The 16,136-nt window shown below is 36.7% G+C and carries 12 protein-coding genes; 10 read left to right on the forward strand and 2 right to left on the reverse strand.

All coding sequences use genetic code 11. From position 1 onward, the window contains the following. The first annotated feature begins 10 nt into the window (after window positions 1-10). Window positions 11-2,308, forward strand: coding sequence for a beta-glucosidase BglX (gene bglX, locus LUA86_RS12820; protein WP_255713462.1), 2,298 nt, complete (start codon window positions 11-13; stop codon window positions 2,306-2,308). Between the two features lie 65 nt (window positions 2,309-2,373). Continuing rightward, the gene (locus tag LUA86_RS12825; protein ID WP_231463322.1) at window positions 2,374-3,156 is read left to right on the forward strand and encodes a prolyl oligopeptidase family serine peptidase; all 783 of its coding nucleotides are present in this window, start codon (window positions 2,374-2,376) and stop codon (window positions 3,154-3,156) included. Between the two features lie 346 nt (window positions 3,157-3,502). On the opposite strand, the gene LUA86_RS12830 is transcribed toward LUA86_RS12825, so the two are convergent. Both LUA86_RS12830 and LUA86_RS12835 read right to left on the reverse strand, forming a co-directional pair. After that, entirely contained in the window at window positions 3,503-4,231 is a 729-nt protein-coding gene (locus LUA86_RS12830) for a YebC/PmpR family DNA-binding transcriptional regulator (protein ID WP_231463324.1), read from the reverse strand. Window positions 4,232-4,350: 119 nt separating this feature from the next. Then, the gene (locus LUA86_RS12835) at window positions 4,351-5,298 is read right to left on the reverse strand and encodes an NAD-dependent epimerase/dehydratase family protein (protein ID WP_231463327.1); all 948 of its coding nucleotides are present in this window, start codon (window positions 5,296-5,298) and stop codon (window positions 4,351-4,353) included. Window positions 5,299-5,491: 193 nt separating this feature from the next. Here LUA86_RS12835 and LUA86_RS12840 point away from each other — a divergent pair, with 193 nt between their 5' ends. The 8 genes from LUA86_RS12840 to LUA86_RS12875 all read left to right on the forward strand — a co-directional run bounded on the left by LUA86_RS12840 (window position 5,492) and on the right by LUA86_RS12875 (window position 16,124). Further along, complete coding sequence (locus LUA86_RS12840) at window positions 5,492-6,052, forward strand: RNA polymerase sigma factor (RefSeq protein WP_231463329.1); 561 nt, start codon at window positions 5,492-5,494, stop codon at window positions 6,050-6,052. 105 nt (window positions 6,053-6,157) lie between these two features. Further along, window positions 6,158-7,177, forward strand: a complete 1,020-nt coding sequence (locus LUA86_RS12845) for a FecR family protein (RefSeq protein ID WP_231463331.1) — start codon at window positions 6,158-6,160, stop codon at window positions 7,175-7,177. A 193-nt stretch (window positions 7,178-7,370) separates the two neighbouring features. Beyond that, window positions 7,371-10,301, forward strand: coding sequence for a TonB-dependent receptor domain-containing protein (locus tag LUA86_RS12850; RefSeq protein WP_231463333.1), 2,931 nt, complete (start codon window positions 7,371-7,373; stop codon window positions 10,299-10,301). A 50-nt stretch (window positions 10,302-10,351) separates the two neighbouring features. After that, the gene (locus LUA86_RS12855) at window positions 10,352-11,257 is read left to right on the forward strand and encodes a sugar phosphate isomerase/epimerase (protein WP_231463335.1); all 906 of its coding nucleotides are present in this window, start codon (window positions 10,352-10,354) and stop codon (window positions 11,255-11,257) included. 254 nt (window positions 11,258-11,511) lie between these two features. Then, window positions 11,512-12,096: a gluconate 2-dehydrogenase subunit 3 family protein gene (locus tag LUA86_RS12860; protein ID WP_231463337.1), complete on the forward strand. Its 585-nt coding sequence runs from the start codon at window positions 11,512-11,514 to the stop codon at window positions 12,094-12,096. A gap of 25 nt (window positions 12,097-12,121) precedes the next feature. Beyond that, window positions 12,122-13,822, forward strand: a complete 1,701-nt coding sequence (locus LUA86_RS12865; RefSeq protein WP_231463339.1) for a GMC oxidoreductase — start codon at window positions 12,122-12,124, stop codon at window positions 13,820-13,822. 82 nt (window positions 13,823-13,904) lie between these two features. Further along, a complete protein-coding gene (locus LUA86_RS12870; RefSeq protein WP_231463341.1) occupies window positions 13,905-15,062 on the forward strand; it encodes a Gfo/Idh/MocA family protein in 1,158 nt (385 codons plus the stop codon). Between the two features lie 6 nt (window positions 15,063-15,068). Then, window positions 15,069-16,124 carry a sugar phosphate isomerase/epimerase gene (locus LUA86_RS12875; protein WP_231463343.1) on the forward strand — a complete coding sequence of 352 codons (1,056 nt, stop codon included), beginning with the start codon at window positions 15,069-15,071 and terminating at the stop codon, window positions 16,122-16,124. Window positions 16,125-16,136: the final 12 nt, after the last annotated feature.

The raw sequence follows: 16,136 nt of genomic DNA on the forward strand, positions 1-16,136 counted from the left end.
ACACAATATAATGAGAAAAGCGAACCTCCTGTTTAGTTTAATTTTTGCTTTGGCAATGAATAGTTTTGCCCAAACAAAAAAGCCAGTTCCTGCTGATGAAGCAAAAATGAATGCCTTTATCAACAATTTAATGGCGAAGATGACGATTGATGAAAAGATCGGCCAATTAAATTTACCTAGTTCGGGAGATATAACCACCGGGCAAGCCAATAGTAGCGATATCGGTAAAAAAATCAGAAATGGCGAAGTTGGTGGTTTATTCAACATTAAAGGGGTTGATAAAATCGCAGCTGTTCAAAAAGTTGCGGTTGAAGAGAGCAGACTAAAAATTCCATTACTTTTTGGAATGGATGTTATCCACGGTTACAATACAGTTTTTCCTATTCCTTTGGGTATGAGCGCAACCTGGGATATGTATGCGGTAGAAAAATCGGCAAGAATTGCAGCAGTTGAAGCAAGCGCAAGTGGCATCAACTGGACCTTCTCTCCTATGGTAGATATTTCCCGCGATCCACGTTGGGGCCGCATTTCAGAAGGTAACGGAGAGGATGCTTATTTAGGCTCGGCTATTGCAAAAGCAATGGTTAAAGGTTACCAGGGCGATTTAAAAGCTAACAATCAAATCTTAGCCTGCGTAAAACATTATGCGCTTTATGGTGCTGCAGAAGCGGGTAGAGATTACAACACTACCGATATGAGCAAAGTTAGAATGTATAACGAATATTTACCGCCATATAAGGCAGCTGTAGATGCAGGCGCAGCTAGTATCATGGCATCATTTAACGAAGTTGATGGCATACCGGCAACAGGTAGTAAATGGTTAATGACCGAGGTTTTACGCAACCAATGGGGCTTTAAAGGCTTCGTGGTTACAGATTATACCGGCATACCTGAAATGATTGCGCATGGTATGGGAGACTTGCAAACCGTTTCGGCTTTAGCGCTAAATGCAGGCGTTGACATGGATATGGTTGGCGAAGGGTTTTTAGGCACTTTGAAAAAATCATTAGCAGAGAAAAAAGTGAATATCGGGCAAATTAACAATGCTTGTCGCTTAATTCTTCAGGCAAAATATAAACTTGGTTTGTTCGAAAATCCATATAAATTTTGCGATGCTAAAAGAGCTGAAACAGAAGTTTTCACACCACAAAACCGTCAGGCGGCAAGAGAAATTGCTGCAGAAAGTTTTGTATTGTTAAAAAATCAAAATAATGTTTTGCCATTAAAAAAATCAGGAACCATAGGTTTAGTTGGTCCATTGGTTGATAATACAGCAAACATGTACGGAACATGGAGTGTTGCTGCACTTTTTGATAAATCGGTAACCGTTTTACAGGGAATGAAGAATGCATTAGGCGAAAATGCAAAGATTTTAACCGCACGTGGTTCTAATTTCCTGGCAGATTCTGTGGCAGAACATCGTTACGTAAACATTCATAATAAAACTTACACCCGCGATGCTAGAACTGAAGAAGAATTGATTAAAGAAGCAGTTAATGTTGCAAAAAAATCGGATGTAGTTGTAGCGGTTTTAGGAGAAGGTTCTGAATTTAGCGGCGAAAGCAGTAGCGTAACGGATATTCAAATTCCTGAAACGCAAAAAAACTTGCTTAAAGAACTAGCAAAAACAGGCAAACCGATTGTTTTGGTTTTATTTACCGGCCGCCCCTTAGCATTGAAGTGGGAAAACGAAAATATCCCTGCAATTTTAAATGTTTGGTTTCCGGGTAGCGAAGCTGGAAATGCAATTGCCGATGTTCTTTTTGGTGATGTTAATCCATCAGGTAAATTAAGTGCTACCTTTCCACAAAACGTTGGTCAGGTTCCAATTTTTTATGCACACAAAAATACTGGTCGCCCATTGGCAGAAGGTAAATGGTTCGAAAAATTTCGTTCAAATTATTTAGATGTAAGTAACGATCCGCTATATCCTTTCGGTTATGGTTTAAGCTATACAACCTTTACTTACGGCGATATTAAACTTAGCTCAAACACACTTACAAAAGGCAAAAGTATTACCGCTACAATCCCGGTAACCAATAATGGTGCTGTTGGTGGTAAAGAAGTTGTGCAACTTTACACTCAAGATTTAGTTGGAAGCATTACGCGTCCGGTTAAAGAATTAAAGGGTTTTCAAAAAATATATTTAAAAGCCGGCGAAACCAAAAATGTAACGTTTAGCATAAGCGAAAATGATTTGAAATTTTATAATTCTGATTTGAAATTCGTTGCAGAACCAGGAGATTTTAAATTATTTATTGGTACAAATTCCAAAGATGTTAAAGAAACTTCTTTCTCGTTAAAATAGATTAAAAAATGGTTAGTTAAACCCCGGGCTGTTGCGAAATAGCCGGGGTTTTTTAATTTTGTTATATGAAGAATATCATTTTGGCATTTTGCCTTTCATTTTTCGTATTCACAGTTAAGGCGCAAGATTTAATTAAATACGATAGCGGTAATTTTATAAAAGGAAAAGACTCCATTTCTTACAGAATCCTTTTCCCCGAAAATTTTAATGCCACGCAAAAATACCCTGTTCTTTTTGTTTTACACGGGCGTGGAGAAAGTGGAAACGATAACGAAAAACAATTAACCCATGGAGCTAAGCTATTTCTTAAAGATGAAGTAAGAAAAAATTTTCCGGCAATTATTGTATTTCCACAGTGTGCAGCAGATAGTTATTGGGCAAATGTTAATATCACTACTGATGATAAAGGCAAACGAAATTTCAGTTTTTTAGAAGGTGGCAAACCCACAAAAGCCATGCATGCATTGCAAAATATGGTTAAAAATTTTCTTAAAAAGCCTTTCGTAAATAAGCAACAGGTTTACGTTGGTGGTTTATCAATGGGTGGAATGGGAACGTTTGAGTTACTGAGAAGACAGCGCAAAATATTTGCAGCAGCTTTTGCAATTTGTGGAGGCGATAACACCAATAATATAAAAAACTATCAAAATATTCCGCTTTGGATATTCCACGGAGCGAAAGACGATGTTGTTCCCCCCGAATTTTCGATGGCAATTGCCGAACGCTTAAAATCCGTTGGAAAGGAAGTGAAATTTACATTATATCCAAATGCAAATCACAATAGTTGGAATAGCGCCTTTGCAGAGCCGCAGCTCTTGCCTTGGTTGTTTTCTCATAAAAAACAATAATCAAAGGCCATTTTAGTAAGTTAGAACCTTCCAAACTACCTTTAAATAAAATTTAGAAAAGCAATTTAAGTGCTTATCGGTATCGAAAGCCCTGCCATCCGCTTTACTGGCCTCATAAAAATTCGGCTGCGTGTTCGCTCCTGTCAGGTTTAAATTACTTAGGTAAACCTAAATAAATAGACCCGACATAAATGTAAAGCCCGGAGCCCGATTTTTCTTCGGGCGAGGACTTGCAATGTTGGCGGGACTACCGAAACCAATAAGCATTGAACCTGCTCTTCAAAAAAACAAAAAAGGCTTGAAGAAATAAATCTTCAAGCCTTTTTTTTGCGAATTGTATGTAGTGCTACTCTGCCATATTATGATATACCGCCTGCACATCATCATCCTCTTCCAACTTATCAATAAGTTTTAAAACATCTGCGGCTTGTTCTTCGGTAACTTCGTGGTGCGAAAGTGCAATACGCTCTAATTTTGAGCTTTTCAACTCAACACCTTTTTCTTCCAAAGCCTTCTGTAAAGTTCCAAAACTTTCAAAAGCACCCTGAGCCACAATAACATCGTTGCCTTCTTCATCGGCTTCAACATAAAGTTCTTCTAAGCCTGCATCAATTAGTTCAAATTCTAATTCTTCCAAATCAACCTGTTCTGCAGTTGTAAAACGAAAAATAGATTTGCGGTTAAAAACGAAATCCAGCGAACCGGTTTTGCCTAAAGAACCATCCGTTTTGTTAAAATAACTACGCACATTTGCTACGGTACGGTTTGTATTATCGGTTGCGGTTTCAATTAAAACGGCAACACCGTGTGGCGCATAACCTTCGTAAACAATTTCTTCGTAGTTGGCTAAAGATTTATCAGAAGCACGTTTAATTGCCGCTTCTACCCTATCTTTTGGCATATTTACAGCCTTCGCATTTTGCATGGCTGTACGTAAACGAGAATTGGTTTCAGGATTCGGACCCGATTCTTTAACAGCCATTACAATATCTTTACCAATACGGGTAAATTGTACAGCCATTTTAGACCAACGTTTAAATTTTCTCTCTTTTCTAAATTCGAATGCTCTTCCCATTTTTTAGTATCAAGTATTTAGTATCGAGTATCAAGACCGGGTAGACTTCCCTAAACCTTAAACCGTTTACCTTATTTTTTTTATTTTGCTTTAGTTTCTTAGCTTTTTGCTTTAAACTTTTAGCTTTTCTTTAAATTATTTAACATATCAATTGTGAGTTTCGATAAATCGTACTCAGGTTTCCAGTTCCAATCTTTATTAGCTACGCTATCATCAATAGAACGTGGCCAGCTATCAGCAATTTGCTGACGGGGATCTTTATCGCTGTAAGTTAATTTAAAATCCGGAATATGTTTCCTGATTTCTGACGCTAAAATTTCTGGTGTAAAACTTACGCCACCAAAATTATAACTGCTTCTTACAGAAATTTTATCTGCTGGTGCATCCATTAATTCAATTGTGCCACGAATGGCATCGTCCATATACATCATCGGTAATTCAGAACCTGCGTTTAAAAAGCTTTGGTAACTTCCTTTTTTCAAAGCCTCATGAAAAATGTGTATGGCATAATCGGTTGTTCCACCACCTGGAGCGGCTTTCCAGCTTATTAAGCCAGGGTAACGGATGCTTCGAACATCTAAACCATATTTCTGGTTGTAGTATTCGCACCAACGCTCTCCGGCAAGTTTACTGATACCATAAACCGTATTTGGGTCCATGGTGCAATACTGCGGTGTATTATCTTTCGGCGAATTTGGACCAAAAACAGCAATAGAGCTTGGCCAGTAAACCTTTGCAGTTTTATATTCAAGTGCTAAATCCAAAACATTTAGCAAGCCATTCATATTTAAATCCCAGGCAAGTTTAGGATTTTGCTCGCCTGTGGCTGATAATAAAGCTGCCAACAAATAAACCTGCGTTGGCTTATATTTTTGGAAAATGCCTTTTATTATTTCCTTATCGAGCACGTTTACAAATTCGAAAGGCGCTGAATTTTTTATATCGTAATCTGGTCGGCGAATATCACATGCTACAACATGGTCATCGCCGTATATTTTACGTAAAGTAGTTACCAACTCGGTACCAATTTGCCCATTTGAACCTAAAACAACTATATTTTCTTTCATATATTTTGGTGAGAATGAGCAAAGTTATAAAAATGAGATAAAAGGGCTGTAAAATATTTAAACTAAGTGATTAGCCTTGAAACTGAATATAAAATATGAGTTTGAAAAACCAGCTTACAGCAATTGTTTTTTTGCAATGCCGGGTAAATTAATTAATTACATTTACTATAATTGTAGTCGACCAAAATAAGTAATGACCCCTATTGAGCCCGAAAATTCTATTGATTTGCTTAGCCGCCTAAAACATGGTGATAAGTTGGCTTACGAAAAAATATATTTTGCTTTTAGTAAAGAACTTTTGGTTGCAGCCTTTAAAAAAACCGGCGATAAAGTTATTGCCGAAGAACTGGTTCAAAATATATTTATTTCCCTTTGGGAAAAAAGAGAAAGCTTAAATATAGAGAATCTGCAGGCTTATCTATTTGGCGCTTTAAAACTAAGCGTTATCAACCATATCAGAAGTTTGGTTACCGAAAATAAATATGTAGAATACCAGGCTTTAAATTATACAGAAAACAGTGATGATACCGCTCATAGCATTGCGTTAAATGATTTATCAGGCATTATAGAAGATAGCATAAATTCTTTACCATTAAAAACCCAGGAAGTTTTTAGATTAAGCCGCTATCAATTTCAATCTGTAAAAGATATCTCTACCGAATTAAATATATCTGAAAAGGCTGTAGAGTATCACATTACACGCTCTATCAAAAGAATTAAGGAATATATTAAAAATTTTTATATATTTTTCTAACTGATAATCAGTCGATTATAAAGTTTTCATAAAAATTTAAAATTTAGGTTTAGGGATTAAGGGGCTTCGTGTTACTTGTATGTATAAAGCCAAATATTTTTCCTTATGAATCAAAAATCATTCATCGATTTATTAAACCGTTATAATAATGGTTTATGTACAGAAGCTGAAAAGCTTTGGGTGGATAAATGGTATCATAATTTAAACAACAAAAACTTTCAGGATATTTCATCGGTAGAATTAGCAGAAATGCAAGACAGCATTTGGCTAAAGATTAATCCTGCAGAGGAGAAAAAATCTGCTTCTAAAAGCAGAAAACTTTGGCCAGGATTTGCAATTGCTGCATCTATTTTGATTGCATTTTTTATTGGAGGCTTGTACATGGCAAATAAAAATCATGCAGAGCAATCTTTTATGGATGCCAATGAAAATCTAAATCTGATTACTAAAACTAATGATGGTAATTCACCTATTTACATATTTTTCAGCGATAGCAGTAAGGTAAAATTGAAACCTAAGGCAACAATTATTTATCCCGAATCGTTTGCATCAACCAAAAGAACAGTTTATTTAAAAGGCGATGCTTTTTTTGAGGTGAGTAAAAATCGTAAAAAACCATTCTATGTTTACAATAACAATCTAATTGTTAAAGTTTTAGGCACAAGTTTTCATGTTAAATCGGCAAAAGATGGTATTCCTGCGCAAGTAGCCGTAAGAACAGGTAAAGTTCAGGTTAATGAAAACGAGGAAAGCACATTGTTTAGCATGAATGATAAAAAGGTTGCACAACCAATTTTGTTAAAACCTAACCAAAAAGGTGTTTTTGCCAATCACAACCTAAATAAAACTTTAGTTGATAAGCCAATTCCGCTGGCGGAGGCCTATAATGTGGCAACAAGCCTTAATTACAACTTTAAAGAAGAAAGTTTAAAGTCGATTTTCGAAACACTTACCGAAGCTTATGGTATTGATATCATTTCTGATAATGAAAAAATATTAGGCTACACATTTACCGGAGATTTAAGCAAAAAAGGGCTGTATGAGCAACTTGACCTTGTTTGCGGATCTATTTCAAGCAAATATCAAATTAAAGGAACCAGCATTGTGGTTTCAAATAAAAACTAACCAATATAAACAAATTATGAAAAGAGCAGTACTAACCAACAGCCCTTAGCGGCGGTAACATTTTCCATAATATATTCTTAAACAACAAAGCCGACAATGTGGGGCATTGCCGGCGAGTTAAATACATCTGAATGTATTCATGGTATTTCTATGTCCAATAAATCCAATCATTTAATGAACAATAACCAAATTTATGAAAAAAAATCAACTTATTTCGCTGGCGATATATGCAATGAGAGTTTCGATTTACCAAATACTTGCAATAACAATATTTTCTTGTGCAGCATTCGCTAAAAACGCAGATGCTCAGGCATTTCTAAATAAAGAAATTTCTATAAGAGCCGATAAAACAGATATTAAAACAATTATTGAAAAAACAGAATTTTTAGCAAACGTAAAGTTTGTTTATAGTCCGCAACTTATAAATTCTGACAGAAAAATTTCTATCAACGTAGTAAACCAAAAACTTAAATACTTTCTTGAGAATTCGCTAAAAGGTTATGATGTGGGATATAGAATAGTTAAAGATCAAATTTTGCTTTATTCTATTCCCGCAAATAACAACCTCGAACTGTTAAAAACTTTTGATGGAACCGTAACCGGAAAAGTTACCGATGGTAAAGGAAACCCGCTTCCAGGCGTATCGGTAAGCGTAAAGGGCAAAACAACAGGAACCACAACTGATGAGAATGGTAATTTCTCTTTAAAAGGTTTAACAGTTGACAGCCGTGTACTGGTGGTTAGATATGTAGGTTATATTTCTAAAGAAGTTACGCTATCTGCCGGAAATGCCGACGAAAACATTAGCATCAGCCTCTCTGAAGATAATTTACAGTTAGAAAGTGTTGTGGTAACAGGCGGTAATCCGAAGAAAAAATTAGAAAGCAGTGTTGCATTAACCTCCGTAAGCAATAAAGATATCACCAACAGAGCACCCTTGAACAGTACCGATTTATTAAAAGCTATACCCGGTTTAACAGTAGAAAGTACAGGTGGTGATGGTCCGGGTAACGTTTGGGTACGTGGATTTCCACAAGCCGGAGGTTATATTTTCTTAGGGATACAAGAAGATGGCTTACCTTTATTGCCAACAGGCTTTAACACTACACCATCAGTAGATCAGTATTATAAAACCGATTTAACAATTCAAAATATTGAAGCCGTAAGAGGTGGTAATGCATCAATTATTCAGGCAAATACACCAGGTGCAGTGGTGAATAACATCAGCTACGTGGGTGCCGATAAACAATACGGACAGGTTAAATTTACTACAGGTTTTTCTCAAGGTCTGTATCGCTTTGATGGTAATACCGGAGGAAAAATTAATGATAATATTAAGTATAACATTGGTGGGTTTTATCGTACAGATAACGGCGTGGTTGATCAAGGCTTTAATCCGGCAAACAGAGGTGGGCAAATTAAAGGTAACATGACCTTTAATTTCAAAAACAACAAAGGTTTTATTCGCGTGTATGGTAAATACTTAAATGATAAGGTTCAGTTCTTGCTAACCAGTTATTATCCTTATGATGGAACCGGTAAACCGACTACATACCGCGATTACAACATGGCTAAGCAATCAATTATTCCGGTACAAACAGATTGGAGTTATAACGATCCATTAAATGGCGTACACAATTTCAGTTTAACTGACGGAATGCATACAAAGTTAGGTTCAGCCGGCTTTCAATTTAATTATTTAACTGATGCTGGTTGGCAAATCACTAATAATTTCAGATATCAGAATACACATACCGATGTAACTTATACCGCACCTGGAGGCATTGCTGCAAGAACAGCAACAACACCATATTATTTACCAGGTGGTGCAATTTCCCCTTTTGTAGCTGGCGATCAGGTAATCACTTCAAATGCGCAAGGTCAATTTAATAGTGATGTTCAAATCGTTGATTATTTAGATTTGAAGAAAACCATTAAAAACCATAGCCTAAACATCGGCGCCGGCATACACCAATATAACCGAGATGACTTACGTTATAGCTTTAGGTCTTTCACCGAGTTTAAAGAACATCCAAGTATTCTTTTACAAACTCCAACTTCGTTAGAAAGAACAATAACAGCTAAAAATACGTTTATTGGCGATACAAGAACACTATCTCTTTACGCTGGTGATGAGATAAAATTATCAGATCAATGGAGATTAGATATTGGGGCGAGGATTGACAACCAAAATGTTAAAGGCGATAGACCATATTATGCATTAAACGCCGATGGTACGGTTAACATCAGAGCAGCATCGGCACCAACAATTTTAGGTTACACAAGTTATAACGAAACCTTAACAAATTGGGCAGCATCAGTAGGTGCAAATTATAAAATAAATGCTACAGCAAGTATATTTGCCCGTGCTACTAAAGCCTATAATGCACCAAACATTGGCGATTATAATGCATCAGCATATAACGCAGCTAATATTAAAAAACGTCCGGTTTATTTAGGCGAAATTGGTTTTAAATATGCCAAAAACAACTTAGCAATTTTTGCATCGGGTAGTTACTCAGCAATTAAAAACACATCTTTAAGTATTAACGTTCCTACAACTGCGGCCGGACAACAAGCTTTAGTTGCCTTTGGCTCTACCCGTACCTGGAGTGCAGAGTATGAAGTATCATACAAAGTTGCCAGACCATTAAGCATTAGATTTACAGGAACATTACAAGATTCTAAATACACAGATTACGAAGCAAACACAAGCGGAAATGCTGCTGTTGCTGCTGAATTTGGCTCACGTGTTTACAGTTTTACAGGCAACAGAACAGAGCGTGTACCCGTATTAAATACAGAATTAGGTCTAAATTATGACCATAAAAATTTCAACTTATATGTTGCGGCAAACTATGTTGGTAGTAGATATACCTCTCCTAGTGATAGCTATAAACTACCATCATACGTAGTAATGAAAGCTGCTGCAGGCTATAACTTTACTAAAAAAGTAGCGATAAGATTTTGGGCAGACAACTTGTTAGATGCAAAAGTGTTGACAGAGGGCGATGTACGTGGAGATCAATTCAGAGATTTCTCAAAAGTTACCCCTGGTCAATTAATGATTGGCAGAACATTACTTCAACGTACTTTCTGGGGATCGTTAGCTTATTCATTTTAACACTAAAGCCGGGGCATACGCTCCGGCTTTTTAATTAAATAAAAAATATCATGGAAAACAGAAGATCATTTTTACAAAAAGCAGGCTTAGCGGCAGCAGCGGCTTACCTTTCTCCATCATTCATTTCTTCAGCATTGGCAAATCCGGCAAAAATTTCAAAAATTGGCATCGGCCTTTTTACTTTAAGAGAGCAACTTGCTGCTGATGTAAATGCAACCATACAAAAAGTAGCAAGCATTGGGTATAATCAAGTTGAAACTTACTATGGCTATCCTGGCAAGTATGAGGTTAAAGGTTTCTGGGGCTTAGAGGCAAAAGATTTCCTCAGCTTACTAAAAAATAATAACCTAACAACACCAAGCGGCCATTACAACACAAATGATTATTTATCAGGAAAAGGTGATACTGTTTTAAAACAACACATAGATATTGCAGCAACAGTTGGTCAGAAATATTTTGTGATACCCGCTTTACCAACTAACGTAAGAACCGCCGGAAGTTTAGATGACTATAAAAAAATGGCTGGGCTGTTTAATCAAGCTGGCGAACTTTGTAAAAAATCTGGTTTAAAATTAGCGTATCACAACCATAATTTTGAATATAAAGACCAAGGAAACGGTAAAACCGGATTTGACATTTTACTCAACGAAACCGATGCTAAATTAGTAGGTTTTGAGCTGGATATTTTCTGGGCCGTAAACGCCGGCTTAAATCCGGTAGAAATGTTTAAGAAAAATCCGGGCAGGTATAAAATGTTTCATGTTAAGGATATGGACAAAGCTGATAAAAATGTATTTTCTGAAGTTGGCTCTGGCCAGATAGATTTTAAAAACATCTTTGCCGCCTCTAAAATAGCGGGCGTAGATTATATATTTGCCGAGCAGGATTTGGTAAAAAAAGATGTATATTTAAGTATTAGTGAAAGCTATAATTACATTAAAAATAATCTTATTTAAAAGTTTTTTATTCAGATATAAACTAAGTGATTATTGGTAAAAAATTAAGGTTAAAGCAAGGATTTTGACGAGCATAATGGCAATTTACATGCCTAAACAAATTAAATTTAAGTATTCTATTTAGAACAATTCTGCGATGTAACAATAGTATTGCATAGTGTTAATTATACACACCAGATTTAATATTGCGAGCATAAATTTATAATATTACTTATTCAATATATTACAACCAAAATATATAAAACAACTAAACAATGCATAGAAGAGAAGCACTAAAAAACGTTGCTTTCTTGTTGGGAGGAGCCATCTCGGCAAGTACAATGGGCGTTTTATTCGAAGGTTTCACGCTCCCTGAAAACGAAAAGAATTTTGTATCATTCTCACCGCAGGATGAGAAAATCTTTGCCGAATTCGCTGACATTATTGTACCAACCACAAAATCATCTGCCGGAGCAAAAGCTGCCGGATTGGGTAAATTTATCCCGATGATGATGCAGGATTGCTACCCGAAAGAAATGCAAAATTCTTTCGCCAAGGGTTTTCGCGAACTGCAGGCTAAATCATTAAGCGATTTCAAAAAAAGTTATGTTACATTAACAGTTCCTGAAAGAACTAAATTAATGGTAGATTTAAGAGCGATGTCATTAGCTCAAAAAGAAACTAAATCTGAAGAAAATAAAGATTTGGTTTACTTTTTCATCACCGCCAGAGATTTGACTTTATTAGGTTATTATTCTTCAGAAATTGGCTGTACTAAAGCACGTTCGTATGTTCTTGTACCAGGAAGATACGATGGTAATGCGCCATTAAAACCAGGACAAAAATCCTGGGCAACCTAATTTCTAACTACAAGAACAAAACATCATGAATTTAAATACAAATTTAAAAGCAGAAAATACTTACGATGCTATTGTTATAGGATCGGGGATTAGTGGCGGCTGGGCTGCAAAAGAGCTTACAGAAAAAGGATTACGCGTTTTGATGCTCGAAAGAGGAATGAACATCGAGCACATTACCGGTTACGAAAATGCAATGAAAAACCCATGGGATTTTCAACATGCAGGAAAGTTAACAGAAGAACAAAAACGTACGCATCCGGTTCAGAAAAGAGATTATCCATACCAGGAAGCAAACGAAAAATGGTGGGTTAACGATTTAGAATGCCCTTATACTGAAGATAAACGTTTCGATTGGTATCGTGGCTTCCATGTGGGTGGTAAATCATTAATGTGGGGTCGTCAGAGTTACCGTTTAAGCGATCATAACTTTGAGGATAACAAAAAGGATGGTCACGGAAGTGACTGGCCTGTTCGTTATGCAGAACTTTCTCCATGGTATGATTATGCAGAAAGATTTGCGGGCATTAGTGGTTCCAATGAAAATTGGCCAACTTGTCCTGATGGCCAATTTTTACCTCCAATGGATTTAAACGTTGTAGAAAAATCGGTTAAAAAGAGAATCGAAGATCATTATAAAAGAGAGCGTATTATGATGATTGGCCGTGTTGCCAATTTAACTGTACCTCACAAAGGTCGTGGTAATTGCCAATACAGAAATTTATGTAGCCGTGGTTGTCCGTTTGGTGCATATTTTAGTACACAATCTTCTACCTTACCTGCAGCAATGGCAACTAAGCGCCTAACTGTTAGGCCATACTCTATCGTTAATCACATCATTTACGATAAGGATACTAAAAAGGCAAAAGGCGTGATGGTTATCGATGCTGAAACTAACAAAACAATGGAGTTTTACGCTAAAATCGTTTTCGTAAATGGTTCTACGCTAGGCTCTACCTTTATTTTGTTAAACTCAACTTCTGATGCTCATCCAAATGGCTTAGGAAACAGTAGCGGTCAGTTAGGCCACAACTTAATGGATCACCACTTCCGTTGTGGAGCATCTGGCGAAGCTGAAGGTTTTGATGATAAATATACTTATGGTCGTAGAGCAAATGGTATTTATATCCCAAGATATCAAAATATAGGTAACGATAAACGCGACTATCTGCGTGGTTTTGGTTATCAGGGTAGCGCAAACAGATCTAACTGGCAAAGTGATGTTGCCGAATTATCTTTTGGCTCTGGTTTAAAAGAAAAAATGACTAAACCGGGCAAATGGACAATGGGCTTGGGTGGTTTCGGAGAGATGCTGCCATACTACGAAAACAAGGTTTACATCAATCACGATAAAAAAGATAAATGGGGACAGCCAGTATTAGCAATTGATTGCGAATACAAGGAGAATGAGAAAAAAATGCGTGTGGATATGATGAATGATGCTGCTGAAATGTTAGAAAAAGCAGGCATGAAAAATATTCAAACCTATGATGCTGGTTGTTATCCTGGTATGGCCATCCACGAAATGGGTACAGCCAGAATGGGAAATGACCCTAAAACATCTGTTCTGAATAAATGGAACCAAATGCATGAAGTTAATAATGTATTTGTAACCGATGGAGCTTGTATGCCATCAATCGCATGTCAAAATCCATCTTTAACATTTATGGCTTTAACCGCCCGAGCTGCCGATTATGCAGTAAAAGAATTAAAGAAAAACAATATTTAAATAAAGGTAAAAGCTGAAAGGTTTAAGGCGTAGGAAATATTTCTACCGCCTTAAACCTTTTACCATATACCCTAAAATCGTTATGCAAAGAAAACTAAGAATGGGCATGATAGGTGGCGGCAAAGACGCATTTATCGGCGCTGTACATCGCCTTGCGGCAAACATGGATGGTTTAATAGAATTATCTGCGGGTGCTTTAAGTGTAAATCCAGAGGTTGGATACGAATCTGGTAAAATGTTATTCCTACCTGACAGCAGAATTTATAAAACTTATGAAGAAATGTTGCAGAAGGAAAGTGAATTACCAGCTGATGAGAGAATTGATTTTGTAACCATCGTTACGCCAAACTTTGCACACTTTGCTCCGGCAATGATGGCTTTAGAGCATGGTTTCAATGTTGTTATAGAAAAACCAATCACCTTAACCCTAGATGAAGCAAAACAGTTAAAAGCTAAGGTTGAAGAAACAGGATTAACCTTGTGCTTAACCCATACATATTCGGGCTATCCAATGGTTAAACAAGCCAAACAAATGGTTAAAGAAGGTGCTTTTGGCGCAATACGTAAAATTGTTGTAGAATACCCTCAAGGCTGGTTAAGCAAATTATCAGAGCGTGAAGGTAATGCACAGGCAGCGTGGCGCACAGACCCATCCAAAACTGGTAAAAGTGGTAGCATGGGCGATATTGGTACACATGCAGCACAACTTGCAGAGTATATTTCAGGCTTAAAAATCACGAAAATTTGTGCTGATTTGAATATTGTTGTACCTGGTAGAGCAATTGATGATGATGGCAATGTTTTACTAAAATTTGATAATGGCTCTAATGGTGTTCTGGTAGCATCGCAAGTTGCTGCCGGCGAAGAAAATGCTCTTAAAATTAAAGTTTATGGTGAGAAAGGTGGTTTAGAATGGCACCAAATGGAACCAAATACAATGATTGTTAAGTGGCTTGATGCGCCTGCACAAATCTATCGTACAGGTAATGGCTACATGGGTAGCTTCGCAAAACACAATACTCGTACACCAGGCGGTCATCCCGAAGGTTATTTAGAGGCATTTGCTAATATTTATAAAAACTTTGCTTTAACAGTTGATGCTAAGCTGAATAATCAAAAACCTACCGAAGAAATGCTTGATTTTCCGGGTACAGAAGATGGTATCCGTGGAATGGCATTTATAGAAAATGTAGTCAATTCAAGTAACTCTGACCAGAAATGGTGGGATTATAAAATTTAATCAATAATGACAACAATAAAAGGACCTGCTGTATTTTTAGCACAGTTTATTAGTGATGAGGCGCCATTTAATTCTTTAGATAGTATTTGCGAATGGGCCAAAGAATTAGGTTTTAAGGGCATTCAAATGCCAACGCTTGATAGCAGATTTATTGATTTACATAAAGCTGCAGAAAGCAAAACTTATGCGGATGAATTGAAAGGTAAAATTGCTTCTTATGGTTTAGAAATTACAGAACTTTCTACGCATTTGCAAGGTCAATTAGTTGCGGTTCATCCTGCCTACAACGATTTATTTGATGCTTTTGCACCGAAAGAAGTTCATAAAAATCCGAAAGCAAGAACAGAATGGGCTGTACAACAAATGAAATATGCAGCAAAAGCATCTCAAAACTTAGGTTTAAATGCGCATGCAACTTTTAGTGGTTCACTATTATGGCAATATTTTCATCCCTGGCCACAACGTCCGGCTGGATTGGTTGAAGAAGGTTTTGCAGAATTAGCTAAAAGGTGGACACCAATTTTAAATGAATTTGATAATTGCGGTGTCGATGTTTGCTATGAAATTCATCCCGGTGAGGATTTATTTGATGGTGAAACGTACGAAATGTTCTTAGCAGCAGTAAATAATCACCCTCGGGCATGCTTATTGTATGACCCATCACACTTTGTACTTCAACAGCTAGATTATATTCAGTATATAGATTTTTACCACGAGCGAATTAAAGCCTTCCACGTAAAAGATGCAGAATTTAATCCGACAGGAAAACAAGGTACTTTTGGTGGATATCAAAGTTGGGCAAACCGAGCAGGAAGATATCGTTCTCCGGGCGATGGCCAGGTTGATTTTAAAAAGATTTTTAGTAAATTAACTCAATATGATTTTAAAGGATGGGCTGTTATGGAATGGGAATGTTGCATTAAAAATCAGGAAGATGGTGCCAGAGAAGGCGCAGAATTTATTAAAAAACATATAATAAATGTAACCGATAAGGCTTTTGACGATTTTGCTGCATCTGGAAGTGATGCTGCATTTAACAAAAGTATTTTAGGTTTACAGTAAAATAGCAAAACA

It is taken from the genome of Pedobacter sp. Leaf132, from assembly GCF_920984695.1.
In the GTDB taxonomy this organism is placed as follows: domain Bacteria; phylum Bacteroidota; class Bacteroidia; order Sphingobacteriales; family Sphingobacteriaceae; genus Pedobacter.